This is a genomic window from Brachybacterium zhongshanense (genome assembly GCF_055385755.1).
Genome location: NZ_AP043790.1, coordinates 2,324,521 through 2,346,173 on the forward strand (window position 1 = coordinate 2,324,521; position 21,653 = coordinate 2,346,173).

General features: G+C 71.1%; 19 protein-coding genes. 14 read left to right on the top strand and 5 right to left on the bottom strand.

Annotation, left to right across the window (positions count from 1 at the left end; translation table 11 throughout):
* Positions 1 to 23 precede the first annotated feature (23 nt).
* Positions 24 to 1,235, bottom strand: coding sequence for a pyridoxal phosphate-dependent aminotransferase (locus tag ACZ5AJ_RS10470; protein WP_464133962.1), 1,212 nt, complete (start codon positions 1,233 to 1,235; stop codon positions 24 to 26).
* A gap of 264 nt (positions 1,236 to 1,499) precedes the next feature.
* Between ACZ5AJ_RS10470 and ACZ5AJ_RS10475 the strand changes: the two genes are divergently transcribed.
* The 4 genes from ACZ5AJ_RS10475 (at position 1,500) to ACZ5AJ_RS10490 (ending at position 7,284) form a co-directional block, all read left to right on the top strand.
* Positions 1,500 to 3,809 carry an alpha-galactosidase gene (locus tag ACZ5AJ_RS10475; protein ID WP_464133966.1) on the top strand — a complete coding sequence of 770 codons (2,310 nt, stop codon included), beginning with the start codon at positions 1,500 to 1,502 and terminating at the stop codon, positions 3,807 to 3,809.
* Between the two features lie 105 nt (positions 3,810 to 3,914).
* A complete protein-coding gene (locus ACZ5AJ_RS10480; RefSeq protein ID WP_464133971.1) occupies positions 3,915 to 4,865 on the top strand; it encodes a carbohydrate ABC transporter permease in 951 nt (316 codons plus the stop codon).
* 21 nt (positions 4,866 to 4,886) lie between these two features.
* On the top strand, positions 4,887 to 5,852 hold the full coding sequence (locus ACZ5AJ_RS10485) for a carbohydrate ABC transporter permease (protein WP_464133974.1): 966 nt from the start codon (positions 4,887 to 4,889) through the stop codon (positions 5,850 to 5,852).
* A 10-nt stretch (positions 5,853 to 5,862) separates the two neighbouring features.
* Positions 5,863 to 7,284 (top strand): ABC transporter substrate-binding protein, encoded by a 1,422-nt coding sequence (locus tag ACZ5AJ_RS10490; RefSeq protein WP_464133979.1) that lies wholly within the window; start codon positions 5,863 to 5,865, stop codon positions 7,282 to 7,284.
* A gap of 48 nt (positions 7,285 to 7,332) precedes the next feature.
* Here ACZ5AJ_RS10490 and ACZ5AJ_RS10495 read toward each other — a convergent pair whose 3' ends face one another.
* Positions 7,333 to 8,580 (bottom strand): ROK family protein, encoded by a 1,248-nt coding sequence (locus ACZ5AJ_RS10495; protein WP_464133981.1) that lies wholly within the window; start codon positions 8,578 to 8,580, stop codon positions 7,333 to 7,335.
* Positions 8,581 to 8,826: 246 nt separating this feature from the next.
* On the opposite strand from ACZ5AJ_RS10495, the gene ACZ5AJ_RS10500 reads away from it, so the two are divergent.
* Positions 8,827 to 9,507 (top strand): hypothetical protein, encoded by a 681-nt coding sequence (locus tag ACZ5AJ_RS10500; RefSeq protein ID WP_464133985.1) that lies wholly within the window; start codon positions 8,827 to 8,829, stop codon positions 9,505 to 9,507.
* 49 nt (positions 9,508 to 9,556) lie between these two features.
* Here ACZ5AJ_RS10500 and ACZ5AJ_RS10505 read toward each other — a convergent pair whose 3' ends face one another.
* On the bottom strand, positions 9,557 to 10,162 hold the full coding sequence (locus ACZ5AJ_RS10505) for a DUF4126 domain-containing protein (RefSeq protein ID WP_464133988.1): 606 nt from the start codon (positions 10,160 to 10,162) through the stop codon (positions 9,557 to 9,559).
* 28 nt (positions 10,163 to 10,190) lie between these two features.
* Positions 10,191 to 10,913, bottom strand: coding sequence for a PH domain-containing protein (locus ACZ5AJ_RS10510; protein ID WP_464133993.1), 723 nt, complete (start codon positions 10,911 to 10,913; stop codon positions 10,191 to 10,193).
* 110 nt (positions 10,914 to 11,023) lie between these two features.
* On the opposite strand from ACZ5AJ_RS10510, the gene ACZ5AJ_RS10515 reads away from it, so the two are divergent.
* The 6 genes from ACZ5AJ_RS10515 to ACZ5AJ_RS10540 all read left to right on the top strand — a co-directional run bounded on the left by ACZ5AJ_RS10515 (position 11,024) and on the right by ACZ5AJ_RS10540 (position 18,410).
* The gene (locus tag ACZ5AJ_RS10515; RefSeq protein ID WP_464133998.1) at positions 11,024 to 11,659 is read left to right on the top strand and encodes a hypothetical protein; all 636 of its coding nucleotides are present in this window, start codon (positions 11,024 to 11,026) and stop codon (positions 11,657 to 11,659) included.
* A 318-nt stretch (positions 11,660 to 11,977) separates the two neighbouring features.
* Positions 11,978 to 12,601 (top strand): DUF47 domain-containing protein, encoded by a 624-nt coding sequence (locus tag ACZ5AJ_RS10520; protein ID WP_464134003.1) that lies wholly within the window; start codon positions 11,978 to 11,980, stop codon positions 12,599 to 12,601.
* The gene (locus ACZ5AJ_RS10525; RefSeq protein WP_464134009.1) at positions 12,602 to 13,615 is read left to right on the top strand and encodes an anion permease; all 1,014 of its coding nucleotides are present in this window, start codon (positions 12,602 to 12,604) and stop codon (positions 13,613 to 13,615) included. It begins immediately after the preceding gene.
* Between the two features lie 65 nt (positions 13,616 to 13,680).
* Positions 13,681 to 14,595, top strand: coding sequence for a hypothetical protein (locus ACZ5AJ_RS10530; protein ID WP_464134013.1), 915 nt, complete (start codon positions 13,681 to 13,683; stop codon positions 14,593 to 14,595).
* A gap of 142 nt (positions 14,596 to 14,737) precedes the next feature.
* The gene (pgm, locus tag ACZ5AJ_RS10535) at positions 14,738 to 16,375 is read left to right on the top strand and encodes a phosphoglucomutase (alpha-D-glucose-1,6-bisphosphate-dependent) (protein ID WP_464138753.1); all 1,638 of its coding nucleotides are present in this window, start codon (positions 14,738 to 14,740) and stop codon (positions 16,373 to 16,375) included.
* A gap of 286 nt (positions 16,376 to 16,661) precedes the next feature.
* Positions 16,662 to 18,410 carry a midas domain-containing protein gene (locus tag ACZ5AJ_RS10540; RefSeq protein WP_464134018.1) on the top strand — a complete coding sequence of 583 codons (1,749 nt, stop codon included), beginning with the start codon at positions 16,662 to 16,664 and terminating at the stop codon, positions 18,408 to 18,410.
* Between the two features lie 197 nt (positions 18,411 to 18,607).
* On the opposite strand, the gene ACZ5AJ_RS10545 is transcribed toward ACZ5AJ_RS10540, so the two are convergent.
* Positions 18,608 to 19,159, bottom strand: coding sequence for an arsenate reductase/protein-tyrosine-phosphatase family protein (locus ACZ5AJ_RS10545; protein WP_464134021.1), 552 nt, complete (start codon positions 19,157 to 19,159; stop codon positions 18,608 to 18,610).
* Between the two features lie 152 nt (positions 19,160 to 19,311).
* Here ACZ5AJ_RS10545 and ACZ5AJ_RS10550 point away from each other — a divergent pair, with 152 nt between their 5' ends.
* The 3 genes from ACZ5AJ_RS10550 to ACZ5AJ_RS10560 all read left to right on the top strand — a co-directional run bounded on the left by ACZ5AJ_RS10550 (position 19,312) and on the right by ACZ5AJ_RS10560 (position 21,621).
* Positions 19,312 to 19,797, top strand: coding sequence for a GNAT family N-acetyltransferase (locus ACZ5AJ_RS10550; protein ID WP_464134023.1), 486 nt, complete (start codon positions 19,312 to 19,314; stop codon positions 19,795 to 19,797).
* Between the two features lie 52 nt (positions 19,798 to 19,849).
* Positions 19,850 to 20,938 carry an App1 family protein gene (locus ACZ5AJ_RS10555; RefSeq protein ID WP_464134026.1) on the top strand — a complete coding sequence of 363 codons (1,089 nt, stop codon included), beginning with the start codon at positions 19,850 to 19,852 and terminating at the stop codon, positions 20,936 to 20,938.
* Positions 20,939 to 21,072: 134 nt separating this feature from the next.
* Entirely contained in the window at positions 21,073 to 21,621 is a 549-nt protein-coding gene (locus tag ACZ5AJ_RS10560) for an N-acetyltransferase family protein (protein ID WP_464134028.1), read from the top strand.
* The last annotated feature ends 32 nt before the right edge of the window (positions 21,622 to 21,653 follow it).

Sequence of the window (21,653 nt, forward strand, 5' to 3'; positions counted from 1 at the left end):
CGTTCGATGGGCCCCGGGGGGACTCAGCGCCGGATCGAGGCCAGATGGTCGGCGATGCGATCCACGGCATCGGCGAGCAGGTCGACTCCGGGCAGGGTCACCAGGCGGAAGTGGTCAGGGGTGGTGAGGTTGAAGCCGGTGCCGTGGTTGATCAGCAGCTTCTTCGAGCGCAGCAGGTCGAAGGCGAACTGCTCGTCGTTGTCGATCCGGTACATGTCGGTGTCGATGCGCGGGAACATGTAGAGGGCGCCCTGCGCCTTGACGACGTCGACCCCGTCGATGCTGCTGAGACCCTCGTACGCGACATCGCGCTGCTCACGCAGCCGACCTCCCGGCAGGAGCAGGTCGTTGATGCTCTGATATCCGCCCAGGGCGGTCGCCACCACGTGCTGCGCAGGAACGTTCGGGCACAGGCGCATGTTCGAGAGCACGTCGAGCCCCTCGATGAAGCTCGAGGCGTGATCCTTGGGGCCGTACAGGACCATCCAGCCGGCGCGGAAGCCGGCGACCCGATAGGCCTTGGACAGGCCGTTGAAGGTGATCGTGAGCAGATCGGGGGCGAGGGACGCGATCGGCGTGTGCACCACGTCGTCGTAGAGGATCTTGTCGTAGATCTCGTCGGCCAGGATCATCAGCCCGTGCTTGCGCGCGACCTCGACGATCTCCTGGAGCACATGCTCGGGGTAGACCGCGCCGGTGGGATTGTTGGGGTTGATGACGACGATCGCCTTGGTGCGCGGGGTGACCCTGTCCGCGATGTCGGAGACGTCGGGCCACCAGCTGCTCTCCTCATCGCAGCGGTAGTGCACCGCCGTCCCGCCGGCGAGCGCGACCGACGCGGTCCACAGCGGATAGTCGGGCGAGGGGATGAGCACCTCGTCGCCGTCGTCGATGAGGCCCTGGCAGGTCATCTGGATGAGCTCCGAGACGCCGTTGCCGAGATAGACGTCGTCCAGCCCGATCCCGGGCATGCCCTTGGTCTGGTAGTACTGCGCGACGGCGCGGCGCGCGGCGGGGATCCCCTTCGACTCGGAGTACCCCTGCGCGGTCGGCAGGTTGCGGATCATGTCGACGAGGATCTCGTCGGGGCATTCGAAGCCGAAGGGGGCGGGGTTGCCGATGTTGAGCTTGATGACCTTGTGACCCTCAGCCTCCATGCGGGCGGCCTCCGCGGGGACCGGTCCTCGGATCTCGTAGCACACGTCGCGCAGCTTCGAGGACTGGGTGAAGATCATCAGAATGCTCCTTGGGCTCTCGGCCCCGTTCCGGCCGCGCGCAGGCGACCGGCTCCGGTGCCCGGTGCACCGGATCGCAACAGGGTAGCGCCGTCGAGCACCCCGACGCGGCCGCCGTCTTCTGCATGGTCGCCGCGCCCGCGGGTCCGCATCGCGACACTCCTTGACGCACACCGCCCGAAGGTTTAATTTCGTCCCGTAAATAATGAGTGACGGGCAGCACGCTCCTCGGCGGCCCCGTCCCCGCTGACCCGGAGAGCAACGATGCCCGCCACCTCCCCCACCCGTCGGATCCATCTCAGCACCGCCGGGGTCTCCCTGCTGCTGGACGCCACCGACGGCCGCATGCCCTGGATCCTCCACTGGGGGACCTCCCTCGGCGATCTCGACGCCGACGATGCCCGCATCCTGTTCGCGACGACCACCCCGATCGCGTCGAACAACGCGATCGACCAGCCCCTGCGGATCGGCGTCATCCCGCAGGAGTGCGACGGCTTCATGGGCCGCCCCGGGCTCACCGGCGCGCGCGCCGACGGGTCGGGCTTCGCCCCGCGCCTGGAGGTCCGCGGGGTCTCGCTGCACGCCTCGGGCACGGCCGACGGGTACGCGGCGTCGATCGGCGGCTCGATGCCGCTCCCGGGCGAGCCGCTGACCGAGGAGTTCGCAGCCGTCGGCGCCGGTCGGGTGCGCTTCGACCTGGCCGACGACGTCGTCGGCCTCACCGTCGCGCTCGACGTGGAGCTGCTGCCCAGCGGCCTGGTCCGCACCCGCGCGGAGGTCGTCAACACCGGTGCCGACGACTACGTCGTCTCCGACCTCGTCACCGCGCTGCCGGTGCCGCTGGATGCGACCGAGCTGCTGGACTTCGGCGGGCGCTGGGGCAAGGAGCGCACCCCGCAGCGGCAGATCATGGGCACCGGGACGCATCTGCGCGAGGGCCGGCGCGGGCGCACGGGCGCCGACTCCGCATACGTCCTGCACCTGGGCACCGCCGGATTCACCTTCGCCGAGGGCGAGATCTGGGCCGTCCACACCGCCTTCTCGGGCGACCACACCCACTACGCCGAGCGCCTGAACTCCGGGGTCCAGGTCCTCGGCGGCGGCGAGCTGCTGCAGCCCGGCGAGGGCCGCATCGCGCCCGGCGCCTCGTACCGCTCCCCCTGGGTGTACGGCTCGCACTCCGCCGTCGGCCTGGACGGGATCGCACGGCGCTTCCATGCGCATGTCCGTGATCGCGCCGCCCACGGCGGGCTCCCCTCCGTCGGCCCCGACCGCCCCGTCACCCTGAACGTGTGGGAGGCGGTGTACTTCGACCACGAGCTGCAGCGGCTCACCGATCTCGCCGATGTCGCGGCGGAGCTCGGCGTCGAGCGCTTCGTGCTCGACGACGGCTGGTTCGGCTCGCGGCGCGACGACACCTCCGGCCTCGGCGACTGGACCGTCTCGGCCGACGTCTGGCCCGACGGCCTCTCCCCGCTGATCGACCACGTCACGGGGCTGGGAATGCAGTTCGGCCTCTGGTTCGAGCCCGAGATGGTCAACCTCGACTCCGACCTGGCCCGTGAGCATCCCGACTGGATCATGGCGCCGTCGGCCGACCGCCTCCCGCGCGAGTCCCGCACCCAGCAGGTGCTGAACCTGGCGATCCCCGAGGCCTGGCAGCACATCCATGACGCCATCGACGCCCTGCTGGACGAGTACGCCATCTCGTACATCAAGTGGGACCACAACCGGGACCTGGTGGAGGCCGCGCACCGCGCGACCGGCGCGGCCGCGACCCATGAGCAGACCCTCGCCGTGTACCGCCTGCTGGCCTCCCTCAAGCAGCGCCACCCGGGGCTGGAGATCGAGTCCTGCTCCTCGGGCGGAGCGCGCGTCGACCTCGGGATCCTCGAGCTCGCGGACCGCATCTGGGTCTCCGACTGCATCGATCCCCTCGAACGCGCGCAGATGAACCGCTGGACCTCCCAGCTGGTCCCGCTGGAGGTGATGGGCAGCCACATCGCCTCCGGCGCCTCCCACACCACCGGGCGTCTGCACTCCCTGTCCTACCGGGCCGCGAGCGCCCTGCTGGGGCACCTGGGCATCGAATGGGATCTGCGTCAGGCCACCGAGACGGAGCTGGCGGAGCTGCGCGAGTGGATCGCCTTCTACAAGGACCGGCGCGAGCTGCTGCTGACCGGCGATCTCGTGCGCGCAGACCGCGGCCAGGACTGCCTGTGGGTGACCGGCGTGCTCTCCCCCGAGCGCGACCGCGGCCTGTACACCGTGGTCTGCGTGGACACGCCCGACATCGCACCCGTCGGACGGATCCGCCTGCCCGGGCTGGATCCGGAGCGCCGCTACCGGCTGAGCCCGCGGGTCATCGGCGAGAGGCCCCGCGGTCTGGTGCTGCCCGCCTGGGCGCGCGCCGGCGCCGACCCCGCGACCGACACCAACCGCGACGCATACCGCGGAGGAGAGCTCGTCGGCGGCGTCGAGCTGCCGGGCTCCGCGCTGACCGGAGCCGGCGTCACCGCACCGCTGATGAACCCCGAGACCGCCGTGCTGCTGGAGGTCACGGCGATCGGCTGAACGGCGTCGCGCAGGACCGAGGCTCTCCCGGTCCTGCGCGACGCCGCTGTCGAGCATCCGTCGGAGCCGATCTGCGCCGACGGACCCACCGAAGAAAGGACGATGATGTCCCTCTCCACCACCGCACCGGGGGATGCCCCGGCCGCTCGGAGCGGCTCCGCTCCGTCGGGCGCCGGCTCCCCGCGGAAGCGCCGCGACGACACGCGGCTCGCCCTGCTGTTCATCGCCCCCGCCTCCGTCGGCCTGCTGGTCTTCCTGGTCTGGCCGCTGCTGACGGGCATCTACTACTCGCTGACCGAGTACACGATCCTGAACCCGCCCGAATGGGTGGGGCTGGCGAACTACCGGGCGATGCTCGTCGACCCCGTCTTCTGGAACTCCCTGAAGGTCACCGTCGAGTACGTCGTCATCAACATCGGCGTCCAGACGATCGTCGCGCTGCTGATCGCCGTCCTCATGCAGCGCCTGACGCAGTCGACCTGGCTGCGCTCGCTGGTGCTCGCGCCCTACCTGGTCTCGAACGTGGTCGCCGCGATCGTGTTCCTCTGGCTGCTCGACTCCCAGCTCGGCATCGTGAACCTCCTCATGCAGGGGATCGGCTTCGACCCGGTCTCCTTCTGGGCCGACGAGACCTGGGTGATCCCGACGATCGCCCTGGTCAACGTGTGGCGGCACATGGGGTACACGGCGCTGCTGCTTTTCGCCGGGCTGCAGTCGATCCCCGGATACCTCTACGAGGCCGCGAGGACCGAGGGCGCCGGCGAATGGCAGATGTTCCGCCGCGTGACCCTGCCGCTGCTGCGCCCGATCCTCGCGCTGGTGCTGATCATGACGATCATCGGCAGCTTCCAGGTGTTCGACACCGTGTCGGTGACGACCCAGGGCGGGCCCGCGGACGCCTCGAAGGTGCTGCAGATGTACATCTACGAGAACGCCTTCGCGCAGTACCGGTTCGGCTACGCGTCGGCGCTCTCGGTCGCACTGCTGGTGATCCTCATGATCATCACCTTCGTGCAGTACCGCGTGACCCGCGCCGGCGAATCCGACCTGGACTGACCGGACCGAGAGGAGTCGATGATGACCACCGCTGCTTCCGCCGCCCCGTCCTCGCCTGCCACGTCGCGCCCGACGGGAACCGACCCGGCGCAGGCCCCCGCCCGCCGCCGCCGACGGGTCTCCCCCGGCCGCATCCTCGCCTGGATCGCGATGATCGCGATCCTGTTCGTGACCCTGTTCCCCTTCTACTGGATGCTGCGCACCGCGCTGTCGAGCAACACGGCGCTCGCGACCGATCCGACCAGCCTGCTGCCGGTCGGCTTCAGCCTGGGCGGCTTCGAGCGCGTCTTCGGCATGCAGAGCGTGGAGGAGGCCGTCGCCCAGGGCGGCTCCGGCGCCTCCATCAGCTTCTGGCGCTACCTGCTGAACTCCGTGATCGTGGCCACCTGCATCACCGTCGTGCAGACCTTCTCGTGCGCGATGGCCGCCTACGCCTTCTCCCGCCTGCGGTGGAAGGGACGCGAGGTCGTGTTCATGATCTTCCTCGGCGCGATGATGATCCCGACGATCTTCACGCTGCTGCCGAACTTCATCCTGATCAAGAACCTGAACCTCATCGACACGCTCGCCGGCATCATGCTGCCGAGCCTGTTCATCTCGCCGTTCGCGATCTTCTTCCTGCGCCAGTTCTTCAACAACATCTCGCGCGAGGTCGAGGAGGCGGCGCTCATCGACGGCGCCTCGAAGTCCCGGGTGTTCTTCACGCTGATCCTGCCGATCTCCTCGGCGCCTCTCGCGACCCTCGCCCTGCTGACCTACATGACCTCGTGGAACGAGTACTTCTGGTCGCTGCTCGTGTCCTACACCGACCAGTCGCGCGTGCTCACCGTCGCTCTCGCCGTGTTCCGCGCGCAGTCCCCCAACACGGGCACCGACTGGTCCGGGCTGATGGCCGCGACCCTGGTGGCGGCGGCGCCCATGCTGATCCTCTTCGCGTGCTTCGCGAAGAGGATCGTCAACTCCATCGGCTTCAGCGGGATCAAGTGAGGAACCGACGATGACGCACACCCCCACCCACCCCGACCGCCCCGCCGTGATCCCGCCCCGGGAGCCGGCGCCCGTCCCCGGCCCGACCCGGCGACGGCTCCTGTCGACCGGTGCCGCCGCCGTCGGCGCCCTCGCCGCGACCGGGGGCCTGGCCTCCTGCGGCTCGGGCTCCGGCAGCGGGAGGACCCAGCTGGACTACTGGCTGTGGGACGCGAACCAGCTGCCCGGCTACGCCGAGGCCATAGACCTGTTCATGGAGCGCAACCCCGACATCGAGGTGCGCATCACCCAGATGGGATGGGACGACTACTGGACCAAGCTGACGGCGGGCTTCGTCGCCGGCGCCGGCCCCGATGTCTTCACCGACCACCTGGGCCGCTACCCCGAGTTCCTGCGGCTGGGGGTGATCATCCCGCTGGACGGCCTCGCGCCGATCGACGCGATTCCCGGCGACAGCTTCCAGCCCGGTCTGCAGGACCTGTGGACGGGCCAGGACGGGAAGCGCTACGGGCTGCCCAAGGACTACGACACGATCGCGATCATGTACGACCGGAACCTGCTCGCCGAGGCGGGGGTCGCCGAGGAGGAGCTCCTCGGCCTGGACTGGAACCCGGAGGACGGCGGCAGCTTCGAGGCCCTGCTCGCGCGGCTCACCCTCGACACCGAGGGCCGTCGCGGCGACGAGGACGGCTTCGATCCCACGAGCATCCAGCGGTACGGTCTCGCGGCCGACGCCGGGACGGACTACACGGGCCAGACCACCTGGTCGCCCTTCGCGTTCTCCACCGGCTGGACGTTCACCGACGCCGACACCTGGGGCACGCGCTTCAACTACGACGACGACCGCTTCCAGGCCACCATGGACTGGTACTTCGGACTCGTGGACAAGGGGATCCTCCCGCCCTTCGGCCTGTTCGGGGACTCCAGTCCCGCGCAGACCCAGCTGCAGGGAGGACGCAGCGCCCTGTGCCTGACCGGCTCGTGGATGATCGGCACGTACGCGAACCTCGAGGGCGTGGACCTGGGGATCGCTCCGCTGCCCTCGGGACCGATCGGCACCCCCATGTCGATGTTCAACGGCCTGGGGGACTCCATCTCGGCGCAGTCCGCGGACCCCGAGGCGGCAGCCCGCCTGGTCGCCTTCCTCGGCTCTGACGACGCGCAGGAGATCATCGGCGGGCGCGGTATCGTCTTCCCCGCCACCGACGCCGGCACGCAGGCCGCGATCGACGCCTACACGGGCAAGGGACTGGACGTCTCCCCCTTCACCGACCGTGTCGCGAACGGGGAGACGGGCCTGTACCCGCTGGTGGAGAACGCCGCCCAGATCGCCTCGATCATGCAGCCGGCCTTCGACCAGATCTGGATGCGCCAGACCTCGGCAGCGGACTTCACCGCCTACAACGAACGGGTCAACGCCCTGTTCGAGTGACCCCGGAGCACGCCTCCGGGAGCACCGTGAGGTCCTCGGGCCGGCCGCTCAGCCGTCCCGAGGACCCGGGGAGCTCCTGCCCACGAAGCGCTGCAGGGCGATCACGGCGGCCCCGCGGGTCCAGTCGTCGAAGTCGTCGGGCAGGAAACGCAGCTCGACCTCCCGATGCACGGGCCGCAGGAGGTCGTCGATGGTGGTGCGCAGCTCGTCGCCGTGCTGCAGGAGCCCCACGCCCTCGCCTCCCAGGACCACGGCGTCGGGATCCAGCAGCCCGACGAGTCCGGCGGCGGCGACGCCGACCGCGTGGGCGACGTCCGCGGCCACGTCGAGCGCCGCCGGCTCCCCCTCCCGGACGGCGGCGATGACCCTCTGCAGGCCCTCAGCCTCCATCTCGTCGGTCGACGCGCCGGGCGCGGCGCCCGCCCCTGCCGTCGGCTCCGGCGGCAGGCCCGGCAGGCCCCTCGCCCGAGCTGCTGCGACGACGTCCCGAGCGCTCGCGACGTCGGCGAGCATCACCCCGCGACCGTCGCGGGCGATCGTGGGGAGGGTCCCGAGCAGACCGGCCCGATGCCCCCCGCCGCGATGGACCTCGCCGCGGCGCACATGGCCGACGGCGACGCCTGCTCCGATGGTGATCAGCACGAACGAGGGATGCCGGCGGCCGATGCCGAACCAGGTCAGCCCCTCCAGGAGCGCATGGAAGTCGTTGCTCACGGTGACCGGCAGCGCCAGACGCTCCTGGAGCCGGTCCCGCAGCGGCACCGGGCCGTCCCACCCCAGCAGCCGGGCCTCGAGGACATCTCCGTCGTCGTCGACCAGGACCGGCCCGGCGACCCCCACCCCGGCGATCCGCGGATGGGAGTCGGCGAGCGCGACGGCGAGCTCGGCGGCACGGTCCACGACGGTCTCGGGCGCGGAGTCCGGCAGGGTCGCGGAGAGCTCCTCGAGCGCACGACCGCGCACGTCGACGACGACGGCGTGCACGACGGTGGCGGTGATCTTGAGGCCGATGAACAGCGCATGATGCTCGTCGACGTCGAGCGGCAGCTGGGGGCGCCCCTTGGCCACGGGGCGGGGCGGGAGCTCGCGCAGCAGACCCTGGTCGAGCATCTCGCGGGCCAGGCGGGTCAGCGTCGGCCCCGACAGTCCGAGCCGGGAGGCGAGGTCGGTGCGGGCCCGGGGACCGGTGAGGAGGAGGTGCTCGTAGACCTCCGCCGCGGTCGGCGAGCTCGGTGCGTCCGGCGTCGGCCGACGATGCATCGTCCCGACCGGGGCGGTCTCGTCGTCGGCGTCCATGGACATCAGAGTACGGAAAGTCCGCCAGCCGCGGACGCGCCGCGCTCGTCGCCCGTCCAGAACCCGCCTCCAGGAGTCCCCCGTCTCCAGGGGTCCCCCTCCTGGGGCGCCCCGGGTCCTGGAGCGCCCCGGCTCGATCTGACATGCTTCCTCTGTCAGCCCTGTCCGCTCCGGCCCGTCGCCGAGCGCGGCAGGTGAGGCCCGAGCACACGGCCCCGGCATCGGGACCAGCATCCAGGGGGATCCATGAGCACTGCCAGCACCAGCGCCGACGACGACAGCAGCACGATCTACACCGCCTACGAGATCGACTTCATGCTGGGCCTGCGGCCCACGGAGAGCGGCCGCATCTCGCGCGAGCAGATCGGTCTGCGCGCCGCCCCCGAGGAGGCACGCGAGTTCGTCACCGCCGCCGTCACCTCGGGCCTCCGGGCGCGCGGGAAGGTGGAGCGCTCGGAGGAGGGCCAGTGGCTGCTGGGAGAGGAGGGCCAGGTCGTCGCGACCGTCCTGACCGCCGCCGACCGCTGGCTGGGGGTCGCGCTGTCCGAGGGCGAGGCCATGCGGATGGCCTTCGTGGTCAAGGCGAAGCAGGCCGTGCTCATGCTCACCCAGGACGATCTCGACTCCTTCGTCGTCTCCTCGCTGCCCGACCCTTCGCAGGTCCCGGCATCGATCGCCGACGTCGTCGTGGCCTTCCTCGGAGAGGGCAGCGAGCGCACCGTCTCGCTGCGGCGCACCGACCTGTCGGATCCTGAACAGCAGGTCCCGCTGATGTTCCATGTGGAGGCCGACGGCGCCTGGCGCACCGGGCATCTGCCGCTGGACGAGGACGGCATCCTCACGGTCTCCGACGCGGACAGCGGATCGATCGCCCGCAGCGTGGCCGAGCTCTGGGAGGACGGCGTCAGCCGCGCCCCGGGCGCCTGATCGTCCACACGCGGCAGATCGCACCGTCCCGCCTGATCATCATCGCGGTTCAGGCCGGGCCGACTGCGCCTCCGCCTCGTGCATCACGGGCGGCCCGCAGCTTCGCCCGCAGTCCGCGGATCGTGCGGTGGATCCGCCAGGCCGCGTAGGCCCCGATCGCGAGGAGCAGGACCGCGAGGATCCCGGCTACCACCGGGAGAAGGACGGTCAGCACCCCTATCACCACGACGGCGAGGTCCTCGCCCGTGGAGACGAGCGCGTTGGAGACGGGCTCCGGCGACACGTTGACCGCCGCCCGAGCGGTCGCCTTGGCGGTGTGGGCGCCGAGCGCCGTCGCCGCGCCGATCACCGCCATGACGATCGCAGTGGTCGTGTCGGTCTCCCCGCCGAGCAGGTACCCGAGCGCTCCCCCGGCGATCGGCCGCACGACGGTGTGCAGCTGGTCCCAGAAGGAGTCGAGGAAGGCGACCTTGTCGGCGAGGAAGTCGACGACGAGCAGGATCCCGGCGATGACCAGGACGTCGGTGCGCTGGAGCACCTCGGGGACCTGCTCGATCCCGGCCACGCGCCCGACGATCCCCAGCAGGAAGATCATGAAGTAGGGCCGCACGCCGGAGACCCAGCCGGATCCGAGCGTCATCAGCAGTGCTTCCATGGTGCCTCCTCCTCTGCGTCAGCCAGCCTCAGCGGCGAGCGCGACGCTGATGCAGCTCGCGGCGCAGCCGCCGGGTCTGGGGACCGGAGGGCCTCGAGTACTCCCACAGCGGACGGTCCAGGATCGGCAGCAGCACCATCGAGCCGTCCGTGAGCCGGAGGCCCCCGGTCAGCCCGTGCACCGGGTGCACGACGCGGGACTCCACCGCGGCGACCTCCCCCCAGTCGATCTCACGCTCGCGCAGCACCCCGCGCACCCGGACGCTCCGCGACCTGATCACGACGCGGGAGCGGGCCGCGGCGAGGCCGACGATCGCGAACCGCACCCCGAGCAGCACGAGTGCGAGACCCACGAGGACCAGCCCGGCGATCACCGCCAGGGCGACGAGGTCGGGGCTGCGGCCCGACGGGATCCCCGCCAGGACCAGGACGACGCCGACGCCCGGCAGCGGAGCGGATCCCAATGCCGCGCCGGAGACCACCGCGCATGCGACGCACCGCCTGAGCGGATCGGCGGGCTCGAGGACCGTCGCCAGCTCCCTCGCCGCGGCCGGCGGCCGTGCCCGTGACGCCTCGCCGGCGACGGCATCGCCGTCGGAGCCAGTGCGGTCGGAGCCAGCGCCGTCGCGACCGCCGTAGAGGGCGTCGTCGAGGGCGCGCAGCATCCGCTCGACCGTCGATGCGCCGCGCGTGAGGTCGGGCAGCGCGCACCGCGGGCCGGTCGGCGTGCTGAGACTGCCGGGGATGCTCACGCACCCAGGCTAGACCGGCCCGGGACGACGGTCGACGGGGAGGACTGCCCATCCTTCCCGTCGTCTGCGGGGGTCGTCGGCACGCAGGCGCAGCCCGTACAGTGCCGTGCATGTCCTCCGGCGCGCCCGCTCCCCGTTTCCGTCGTCCCGCCCCGCTGTTCCCCAGCACCGCGGAGTCGATCCCCGGCGCGCCCGATCCGGCCACCGCCGCCGACCTCGCGCACGACTCCGCGCGGGCCCTCCTGGACGGCGTCTTCCACAGCTCGGATCCGGAGGTCGTGCACCGCGTGGTCACCCTCGCCGCCGACGAGGGCCTGGGGGATCTCTCCGCACTGTGGTCGAGCGCCCCGGCGGGGACGCTGCCCGGGGCCCTGTGGCGGCTGTATGTGCTGCACACCTGGGTGCAGCGCTCGGGCGATGAGGTGGTGCGCCGCTACCGCGCGGGCTCCCGCACCGTGCCCGGCCTGCGCTATCTCTCCGGCTTCGCCGAGCCGCCGCAGATCGACCAGGTGCGCGAGACCATGGACGACATCCTGCGCGGGGCTTTCACCGGAGACCTGTCGCTCGCCCTGATCCGCGCCGGGGCCGTGGCCACGATCGTCGCCCACGGCACCGCCCACCTGGCCGATGACGACCCCGCCTCGGATCCGGAGAACGTCCTGACGGCGCAGGCCGAGCGCCTGCTGCGCACCGGTGAGGAGCTCGTCGCCGCCGGCCGTCGGGCCGAGGCCGGCACCCTGGACTGATCCGCCACGGATCCCGCGCCCTGCGGCCTCCCTGCTCACGAGCCGACCGCCGCGCGCTCCCCGTCCCCGCCGCCCCGCCGACCCCAGGACGCATCTCACGCTCGCCCTCACCCGGCTGGCAGCGGTCCAGGATCGTGCCCTAGCATGGTCGACGCGTCGGGCCGCGGTTGCCCCGGGCTCCAACATTCGCCGCTTCGAGCGGCCTTCGCGCCGACAGGCGCATCCCGGTCCGGCGCGCGACCTTCCTGAGGCGGCCCGCATCCCGCGGGCGGCGCCCGCACGGAGCACTGCGCCCTCGGCGCAAGGAGGCGTCTGGACGTGGTGCGTTTCTTCCCGACCCGGGTCGAGCGGTCGATGTACGACCTGTTCGCGGAGCTGGCGGAGATCCAGGTGCAGGCGGCCGACTCCCATTCGACGATCCTGGGCAGCGGCCTGCGCGAGCGGGAGCGCCTGGCGCCGCGCCTGCACGACCGCTCCACCCGCGCCGAGGAGCTGTGCCGCCGCATCGCCAACCGGCTCGCCGAATCGCTGATCACCCCGTATCAGGCGGAGCTCCTCTACGATCTCGCGCTGACCATCGCCGATGCGATCGAGTCGATGGAGAACACCGCCGAGCTGCTGGTTCTCTCGCGGGCCGGGGCGGTCCCCGAGGCGCTGCTGGAGGCTGCGCGCGGAATCGAGCGCTCCGCGGAGATCACCGTGGCCGCCACCTGGAAGCTCGACGACGTGCGTGAGCTCGGTGACTACTACGCGCAGATCCGCAAGATCCGCCGCCAGGGCGACCGGCTCGTGCGCCAGGCGCTCGCCGTGCAGTACGAGCACGGCGGTGCCGCCTCGGACCTGCTGCCGATGCGCGATGTGATCGCCTCCATCGCGACCACCGTGTCCCTGCAGGAGCGCACGGGCCGCTTCGCGGATCTCCTCCGGGTCAAGGACGCCTGAGTGGATCCGCTGCTGCTGGGGCTCGTCGTCGTCCTGACGCTGGTGCTGGCCTACTACAACGGCTTCCACGACGCCTCGAACGCCGTCTCCACGGCGATCACCACCCGGTCCCTGAGCGAGTCGGGCGCGCTGATCCTCGCGGCTCTGCTGAACCTGCTGGGCGCCCTGCTGGGCCTGCTCCTGGTGCCGGCGACCGCCGGCTGGGCGATGGACCTGCTGGGGCTCCACCATCTGTTCGAGCTCAGCGGCACGGCGCCGGACCTGCTGGGCTGGGCGCTCGTGGTCATCCTGGTGACGACCCTGGGCTGGGAGGTGCTGACGTGGTGGCTCGGGATGCCGTCCTCCACCTGGCACGCCTTCTTCGGCTCGACGCTCGGGGTCACCGCCACCCTGGGCGTCCCTGACGCGTTCGCGCCCGTGATCCTGCTGCTCGTGATCGCGACGGTGATCGGCCCGCTGCTGGGTGCGGTGGTCAGCTTCACGGCGATGCGGGGCGTGCTGGCCTTCGGCCGCACCGAGCGCCTGCGCATCGGTCATCTGCGATTCGCCCAGACGGTCACCTCGAGCGCTGTCGCCACCGGTCACGGGATGAGCGACTCCCGTCTTCCCTTCGCCGTGCTGCTGATCGCCCTGACCGCCACCGGCTACGACGCCTCCTCGGTGACGGCGTGGATGATCCCGATCGCCGTGGCCATGGCGCTGGGCACGCTGACCGGCGGCCACCGGATCATCCGCACCATCGGTCGTCGGCTGACGGACCTCTCCTCCGCCCAGGGCATGGCAGCGGAGACCTCCGCGGCCGCGGTGATGGGCCTCGCGGTGATCGGTTTCGATGTGCCGATCTCGACCTCCCACACGCTGGCCTCGAGCGTCGTCGGCGCCGGGACCGCGATCGGTCCGCGCCAGGTGCGCTGGAGGGTCGCCGCGACCATGGTCGGCACCTGGATCGCAGCCCCGATCGCCACTGCGCTGGTGGGCGCCGCGGCGATCGTCGTGGTGCAGCAGCTCGTCTGACCCGTGCTCGGACTCCTCTCTGGACCGGCGGCTATCCTGGCCCGGCCGCCATCCGAGGAGGATCGATGACCGACGGAGAGTCCGCGACGCCCCCCGCTCGCCGACGCCCCACCTATGGCCTTCCGGGCCCCGCTCAGAGCCCCCTGCCGGGGACGGGCACCGACGGCGACCCGTCGGCCGGCGACCAGACCGGCTGGGGCGCCCCCGCCTCCCCCTATGGAGCTCCCGCTTCGCCTTACGGCGCATACTCCTCGCCCGCTCCGCACCACGGGGCGGCGACCGGTCAGGGCTCCGCACCCGGGTTCGACGGCGGCTCCTCCAGATCGTCGCCCGCCGGGTTCTCCGGCGGTCAGACGGGCGGGGCGTTCGGACCGGCGCCAGGCGGCACCGGGTCCTTCGACGGCACCGGATCGTTCGGCGGTCCGATGGGCGGGGCCGGCCCTCAGGGCTCCCCCGCGCCCCGCCGCCGCGGCCTCGTGCCTCTGATCATCGGTCTGGTGCTCCTGATCGTCATCGCGCCGCTGTTCGCGATCGGAGGGATCCTCTGGTCCGTCGGCTCCCTGACGGGGGACGTCAGCGAGGGGCCGACGGCGATGTCCGGCGGCACCGCGCAGATCGAGGTCGCAGCCAACGAGATGATCCTCGTCTACGTCCCCTCGGAGGATGCCGCCTCCACGACCTGCACCGCCGAGGCGGCCGACGGCTCTTCATCGCTGTCGACCGTGTCGCTCTCGGGCACCACGCAGTTCGGTGACGGCAGCAGCTATGAGCAGACTCTCGGGGTCGCGGCCCTCGAGGACACGACGGTGACGATCGCCTGCGACGGGACCGACGCCCCCGCATACCTCGGCCCTTACGACCTGCTGGGCATCGCCGCCCCGATGCTCATCGGTCCGATCATCGGCGTGCTGGCCGGGCTCGTCGGTCTGATCCTGACGATCATCGGCATCGTCCGCCTGGTGCAGACGCGCCGCCGCTGACCCGCCGCGGGCAGGAGCCCGTTGCGGGGAGGGCCGGCGATCGATGCGGGACGTCTCAGCAGTCGATCCCCGGTCCTCCCCGCCCTGGGGCCGTCGCCTAGAGTTGAACGGTGACCCCGAACCCGAGGATGGAGTGGTGAATATGCACCCCCGTGCAGGCCAGAAGGCTCTTCCCGAGGACCTCGTCGATGTCGACGCCCTCCTGGACGCCTACTACGACCTCCACCCGGATCCCTCGGATCCCGACCAGGCCGTCTCCTTCGGCACCTCGGGCCACCGCGGCTCCTCGCTGGACACCAAGTTCAACGAGGACCACATCGCGGCCACCACGCAGGCGATCGTCGAGTACCGTGCTTCGCAGGGGATCCGCGGCCCCCTGTACATCGGCCGCGACACGCATGCGCTCTCGCGACCCGCCTTCGACACCGCGCTCGAGGTGCTCTCGGGCAACGACGTGCACGCGCTCATCGATGCCGACGACCGCTACACGCCCACCCCGGCGGTGTCCCACGCGATCCTCGTGCACAACAGGGGCATGGCGGGGAACGATCCGGCACGGGCCGACGGGATCGTCGTCACCCCCAGCCACAACCCGCCGCGCGACGGCGGGTTCAAGTACAACCCGCCGCATGGCGGCCCTGCAGGCTCCGACGCGACCACCTGGATCGCCGACCGCGCCAACCAGCTGCTGGCCGAGGGGCTCTCGGGCGTCCGCCGCAACGGTCGGCAGAAGGCCCTGCAGGACGCCGGGCGCCATGACTACCTGCACACCTATGTGCGAGATCTGGCGAACGTCGTCGACCTCGACGCGATCCGGCGCGCGGGCGTTCGCATCGGCGCCGATCCGCTCGGCGGGGCCGCGGTCGACTACTGGGCGATGATCGGGGAGATGCACGATCTCGACCTCACCGTGGTCAACCCCGAGGTGGATCCCCAGTTCTCCTTCATGACCCTGGATCGCGACGGCAAGATCCGCATGGACTGCTCGAGCTCGTGGTCCATGGCGTCGCTGCTCGAGCGCCGCAGCGAGTACGACATCGCCACCGGGAACGACGCGGACTCCGACCGCCACGGCATCGTCACGCCCGATGCCGGCCTGATGAACCCCAACCACTATCTGGCGGTGGCGATCACCTATCTGTTCGCGCACCGCCCCGGCTGGCCCTCTGGGGCGAAGGTCGGCAAGACCGTCGTGTCCTCGAGCCTCATCGACCGTGTCGTGAAGGATCTCGGACGCGAGCTGTTCGAGGTCCCCGTCGGCTTCAAGTGGTTCGTGCCCGGCCTCATCGACTCCTCCGTCGGCTTCGGCGGCGAGGAGAGCGCAGGCGCCTCCTTCCTGCGCAAGGACGGCACCGTGTGGACGACCGACAAGGACGGCATCACCCTCGCGCTGCTCGCCTCGGAGATCCTCGCCGTCACCGGACGCTCCCCCAGCGCCCTGCACGGGGAGCTGGTCGAGACGTTCGGCTCGAGCGCCTACGCCCGGACCGATGCCCCCGCCGATCGCGAGCAGAAGGCGACACTCAAGGCCCTCAGCCCCGAGCAGGTCACCGCCACGGAGCTCGCAGGCGAGCCCATCCTGGCGAAGATCACCGAGGCGCCCGCCGGGGGTCCGATCGGCGGTCTGAAGGTGTCGACGGAGTCGGCCTGGTTCGCGGCGCGCCCCTCCGGCACCGAGGACATCTACAAGATCTATGCCGAGTCCTTCCGCGGCCAGGAGCACCTGGATGAGGTGCTGGCCGCGGCGAAGTCCCTGGTCGACAGCGCGCTGTCCGAGTGACGGCGGCGTCGGGGCCCCGAACGGGGCTTCCGACGCCCCTCCTCGGCCCCGGTGGGATGGCCGCCCGCACGTCGTCCAGGGAGCGGACGATGGCCGATTCGCCCGTTTTTTCGTCGCATGATGCCATCGGTGTCACGGTGCACACCTGCTTGCATCGCGCTCCTCCCTCACGACACCATGAAGAGAAGGTAAAGGTTCGGTAGGGTAGAGTTCCCCGTCGGGCCCGCCGGTAATGTCTCCGAGAGCGCCGTGCCAAGGCGCGACAGGGAAAGGGGGTAGCCCGCCTATGCGTCTGCGTTCACGTCTGTGCATCTGCACTGCGGCCGCGGCGATAGCTCTACCCTCTGCCGCCCTGCCCGCGTTCGCGCAGCCCGCCGCCGATCAGGGAGCCTCCACCCAGGAGGAGACCTCGGCAGAGGCCGATTCCTCGAGCGCTCTGGAGGACGATCAGTCCTCCGACGCCGTGGTTGAGAGCGCTCCCGAGGCCTCGGCGACGTCGGAGGCTCCGGCGGATGCGGTGACCGATGCCGTGACGGATGCGGATGCGGATACCGAGACGAGCTCCAGCGCCGGGACCGGCACGGATCCTGCCGACGATGCCGCGTCCTCCCCCACGAACGATGACGGCCTCGCGTCGCACGAGACCGCGCAGACCGAGGCCACCGAGGGCGAAGCTCCTGAGGCAGAGGCTCCTGAGGCCGATGAGGAACCAACGGACTCCGCCTCGAGCGGCGAGCAGACCGAAGGCGCTCCCACCGCCGATGCAACGGACGATGCTGCTGAGGACGCTGATGCAGACGCCGATGCCGACGCCGCGGACACCGATGCACCGGACGCGATCCCGGAGCTCGGATCAGCGGAGGACTCCTCGGACTCCCTGCAGGACGAGCTGACGACCGCCGAGGCCGAGAGCTCGGATGATGCCGCCGACGAGGAGGCCGGAAGCGCCGAGAGCGGAAGCGCGGACACCGTCGGTGACTCTGGTGCCGACCTCACCGACACCGACACCGGCTCAGACGCCGGCACGGAGAGCGACATCGAGGCCCCGGCCGAAGAGGAGCCCACCGACCCGGAGGAGTCCCCGTCGGAGGAACTTGCAGAGCCCGAGGAGACTCCGTCGAAGGAGCCCACCGACCCAGCAGAGTCCCCGACGGAAGAGCCCACCGAGGACCCCGAACCGCCTGCGGTCACCCTTCCGAGCGCTGGAGACTCTCAGAGCTCAGCAGCTCCGTCGGATCCGACCGAGGAGCCGACAGACCCAGAGGAGCCGTCGGGCGATGGATCCGAGGAGCCGACGGGGACCACGGCTCCCGAGGCTCCGACCGAAGAGCCGACGGACGACGAGTCCGAGGAGCCGACGGAGACGACCTCGCCCTCCACATCGCCCCCGGAGACCCCTTCCCCGTCGCCCTCGGAGACTCCTTCCACCCCTGCGCCGACTCCCTCCACCGGCGAGGAGAGCACCACGACAGCCCCTGAGGAGATCACGAGCCCATCCAGCTCGCTTGCCGAGGAGGACCCGACCACCGATTCCGGATCCGCCTCCACCCCCTCCCGCACGCAGGACCCGAGCACGGACACCGACGCGTCCACGAGGTCGGACCAGACCACGACGTCGGACGAGACTGTCCAGGACCCGACGGACTCACCGGTCGAGGAGCCCCATCTGACCTCGTCGCGCACCGATGCCTCCTCGGTGTCGACGACCGAGGACCCCGCTGGCAGCAGCGGCGGCTCCACCGCGGAGGCCCCCGCTCAGGACGCCGACGGCGACGAGTCGACAGCCCAGGACGAGGACACATCGCAGCCGGCGGCCGCCGAGCAGAGCTCCGGCGACGACGATGGCGGAGGTCCGATCGTCCAGCTGCTCAAGCCCTTCTCCGACGACTACGACGGCACGCTCGGCGGTATGCAGCAGGTCCTCGTCGCCGCCCTCGGCATCGGCTTCCTCACCGCTGCGGGCTTCGTCGGAGCGACCTGGCACAGCCGGCACTCCGCAGCCGTGGCCCGCAGGATCGGTCGGCGCAAGCCCTGACCTCCCGCGCCGGCCCGCCGAGAGCGTCTGCCAGACCGCAGCATCGCGCCGTGGCGCGCACCGCCTGACACCCCCGCGTCCGCTGACGCCCCGCGCAGCCTTGCACGGCGCACCGCCTGGAGCCCCTCAGCACCTGGCGCCCTGCACCGCCCGACAGCGCGGTCCGCGATCGTGAGCTTTTCGGAACCTTCAGGACCTCAGCCCCGGCGTGTCGCCAGCGCCGCAGCCTCGTCACGTTCGCGCAGGCGGGAGCGGAGATGCACGAGCAGGGAGGGGACGGCCGCCTGCATCGAGAGGATCGTGCGATCGAACGCCTTCTGCCCGCTGTACCAGGGATCCTTCACAGCGAGCTCCGCCTCGGTCGCGGTCACAGGCGCAGCAGGGTCGAACTGGCGCCACAGGATCACCTCAGGCACCGGCGATCCCGGAGGCGCGTGATCGATCATCCGTCGCAGCGACGCAGCGTGCTCAGCCGTCATCGGCAGCACGAGATCCCAGGTCAGAAGCTCAGTGAGGTGGATCGTCGTCGCAGTGTGGATGAACGGCGGATGGTAGCCGGCACGCTCGAGGGCGAGCACCGTCCGCTCATCCATAGGCTGCCCCTCGGCCTCCCAGCTGGTCCCGGCGCTCCCGATCTCGATGCGGTCGGCGAGGCCGTCGAGCCGCACTCCCTCCCGCAGCATCACGGCCGCCGCAGGGGATCGGCAGACATTGCCAGTGCAGACGGTGAGCACGCGATACGACTCCATGGCACCATTGTGGCAACTCCCCGGGCTCTCCGAGAGACCGAACGGCCTTGCCCCGTACAATGCCGACGGGAGTGCACCCCACGCCACCGCGGCACCGAGGCAGCCGCCCGGGCGGGATGCCCGCGACGCACCGACGGCTCAGGAGGACAGCAATGGCCGACATCATCCGCGCCCACGACGACGATTGGTCGCTCGTGCGCGAGATCCGACTCCGCTCCCTCAGCAGCGATCCCGCAGCGTTCGGGCAGAGCTGGGAGAAGGAGTCCACCTACGAGGACAAGGTCTGGAAGCAGCGCGTCGGCGAGGCCGCCTGGTTCCTCGCCGTCGAGTCCGGTCAGCCGATCGGCGTCGTCGCGGTGCGCCATGAGGCGGACTCCCCGGAGAACGAGCGCGAGCTCCAGGCCATGTGGGTCACCCCCACCTCCCGCAAGGCCGGGCTCGCCCAGCGCCTCGCTGAAGCGGTCATCGAGTGGGCCAAGGAGGACGGCGCGGACACCGTCACCCTGTACGTCGGCCCCACCAACACCGGCGCCCGCGCCGCCTACGAGAGCCTCGGCTTCACGGATACGGGAGAGCGCTGGCAGATCGTCGAGGATGACCCGTCGAGCGCCTGGGTGAAGATGGCCCGAAGGGTCTGAGCCCCCGTCGGCCGATCCTCTCCGCCTCGACAACGCACTCGAGACCCTGCACGTGCGATCACCCATCCCCCTGCGTCGTCCGCGGCGCGCACCGGACACCGGCCCGGATCGCCCCCACTGGGCGGCCCGGGTCGAGGACGTCAAGAACACTGCGGTCAGCCAGGTGCTGCGCCGCATGCATTGGGATCTGCGGCTGCAGCCGTTCCACGGCTACGGCAGCACCTCCCGGGTGCGGATCCTCGCGAAGGTCCGCTATGCCTCCCCCGGCACTCCCGCGGATCTCCATGATCAGCCGGTGCAGGATATGCGACGGATGGCCGTGCGCGGCTGGAGGAACTTCGCCGGCCAGGTCGCCGCGCATCGCACCGTGCACATCCGCATCGGGGGCAGGGAGGTCCGGGCGGTCGCCGATCGCTCCGGCATCCTCGACACCTGGGTCGAGGTCGATCTCCCGCCCGGTCGTCACCAGGCGGAGCTGTGGACGGCCCCGTCCAACACGGTCACCGCCGACATCGACGTCCTGGAGCCGGAAGCTCGCATCGGCCTGGTCAGCGACATCGACGACACGGTGATGATCACCTGGTTGCCGCGCCCCCTGATCGCGTTCTGGAACGCGTTCGTCGCGCACCAGACCACCCGTCGGATCGTCCCCGGGATGCCGGCCCTGTACCAGCACCTGGCTAGGGAGCATCCGGAGATGCCGTTCCTGTACCTCTCCACGGGAGCATGGAACGTCTTCCCGGTCCTGCGCCGCTTCCTGTACAAGAACGGCTACCCGGAGGGGCCCCTGCTGCTGACGGACTGGGGGCCGACGAACACCGGCATGTTCCGCTCGGGCCGCGAGCACAAGCGGCGCTCCTTGGAGAGCCTCGCCGAGCAGTTCCCCCATATCCGCTGGATCCTCGTCGGCGACGACGGCCAGCACGACCCGGCCACCTATGCCGCGTTCGCGGCGCGCCATCCCGACAACGTCGAGGCGATCGCGATCCGGCAGCTCACGGAGCCCGAGCAGCTGCTCGCCCACGGAACGCTGCGGCCCCTCGACGGCGCACGCCGCACGGGTCCCGGCCCGACGACGGTCGAGGCGCCGGACGGCCACGGTCTGCTGCGCGAGCTGCAGCACCTGGGCCTGGTGCGCTGAACACCGCCCTCGAACCAGCAGAGCGCACCGCGCGCACCTGGCCCACGGCGCCCACCGGGCGCGGTGGGCGTTGGGCGCACCCGCAGGAACGCACGGAAGAACACGCAGAAGAACGCACGGAAGACCCTGGAACGATGAGCACTGCACCCGCCCCCGGCATCACGATCCGTCCCGCCACCGCGCAGGATGTCCCCGGCATCCTCCCCGTCGTCGAGGACGCCTACCGCGGAGAGGGAGGATGGACCACCGAGGCGCATCTGGTGCGCGGAGCCCGCACGGACGCCGACGAGGTCGCCGGCATGGTCGCCGACGATGACGTCGTGCTGCTGGTCGCCGTCGGCCCCGACGACCAGGTCGTCGGCTGCTGCTACACGCATCGCGAGGGACCGGACGACCTCGGCCGGTCGAGCGCCGAGCTGGGACTGTTCGCCGTCGCCCCCAGAGCCCAGGCGGGAGGGATCGGAGCGACCCTGCTCGAGGCGCAGGCCGAGCTGCTGTCCGCCGACGGCGTCGAGGTGCTGCGCATCCGGGTGCTCGAGTCCCGGCCCGAGCTGCACGGCTGGTATCGGCGCCACGGCTTCGTGCCCACCGGCGAGCTGCTCCCCTTCCCCGGAGACCCCGCCGATCTCACCGTCACGGGTCTGCGGATGGTCGGCATGGAGAGGCCCCTGCCGAAGGCATGAGGTCCCTCCTGCGATGTGACGCGCCCCTCTAG

What these genes read in the sequence shown, in the direction of transcription:
- ACZ5AJ_RS10560 (WP_464134028.1), top strand. Translation starts at nt 21,073, where the DNA reads ATGAGCACTGCACCCGCCCCCGGCATCACGATCCGTCCCGCCACCGCG.
- ACZ5AJ_RS10485 (WP_464133974.1), top strand. Translation starts at nt 4,887, where the DNA reads ATGACCACCGCTGCTTCCGCCGCCCCGTCCTCGCCTGCCACGTCGCGC.
- ACZ5AJ_RS10505 (WP_464133988.1), bottom strand. Translation starts at nt 10,162, where the DNA reads ATGGAAGCACTGCTGATGACGCTCGGATCCGGCTGGGTCTCCGGCGTG.
- pgm (WP_464138753.1), top strand. Translation starts at nt 14,738, where the DNA reads ATGCACCCCCGTGCAGGCCAGAAGGCTCTTCCCGAGGACCTCGTCGAT.
- ACZ5AJ_RS10550 (WP_464134023.1), top strand. Translation starts at nt 19,312, where the DNA reads ATGGCCGACATCATCCGCGCCCACGACGACGATTGGTCGCTCGTGCGC.
- ACZ5AJ_RS10475 (WP_464133966.1), top strand. Translation starts at nt 1,500, where the DNA reads ATGCCCGCCACCTCCCCCACCCGTCGGATCCATCTCAGCACCGCCGGG.
- ACZ5AJ_RS10545 (WP_464134021.1), bottom strand. Translation starts at nt 19,159, where the DNA reads ATGGAGTCGTATCGCGTGCTCACCGTCTGCACTGGCAATGTCTGCCGA.
- ACZ5AJ_RS10515 (WP_464133998.1), top strand. Translation starts at nt 11,024, where the DNA reads ATGTCCTCCGGCGCGCCCGCTCCCCGTTTCCGTCGTCCCGCCCCGCTG.
- ACZ5AJ_RS10500 (WP_464133985.1), top strand. Translation starts at nt 8,827, where the DNA reads ATGAGCACTGCCAGCACCAGCGCCGACGACGACAGCAGCACGATCTAC.
- ACZ5AJ_RS10495 (WP_464133981.1), bottom strand. Translation starts at nt 8,580, where the DNA reads ATGGACGCCGACGACGAGACCGCCCCGGTCGGGACGATGCATCGTCGG.
- ACZ5AJ_RS10530 (WP_464134013.1), top strand. Translation starts at nt 13,681, where the DNA reads ATGACCGACGGAGAGTCCGCGACGCCCCCCGCTCGCCGACGCCCCACC.
- ACZ5AJ_RS10540 (WP_464134018.1), top strand. Translation starts at nt 16,662, where the DNA reads ATGCGTCTGCGTTCACGTCTGTGCATCTGCACTGCGGCCGCGGCGATA.
- ACZ5AJ_RS10480 (WP_464133971.1), top strand. Translation starts at nt 3,915, where the DNA reads ATGTCCCTCTCCACCACCGCACCGGGGGATGCCCCGGCCGCTCGGAGC.
- ACZ5AJ_RS10490 (WP_464133979.1), top strand. Translation starts at nt 5,863, where the DNA reads ATGACGCACACCCCCACCCACCCCGACCGCCCCGCCGTGATCCCGCCC.
- ACZ5AJ_RS10470 (WP_464133962.1), bottom strand. Translation starts at nt 1,235, where the DNA reads ATGATCTTCACCCAGTCCTCGAAGCTGCGCGACGTGTGCTACGAGATC.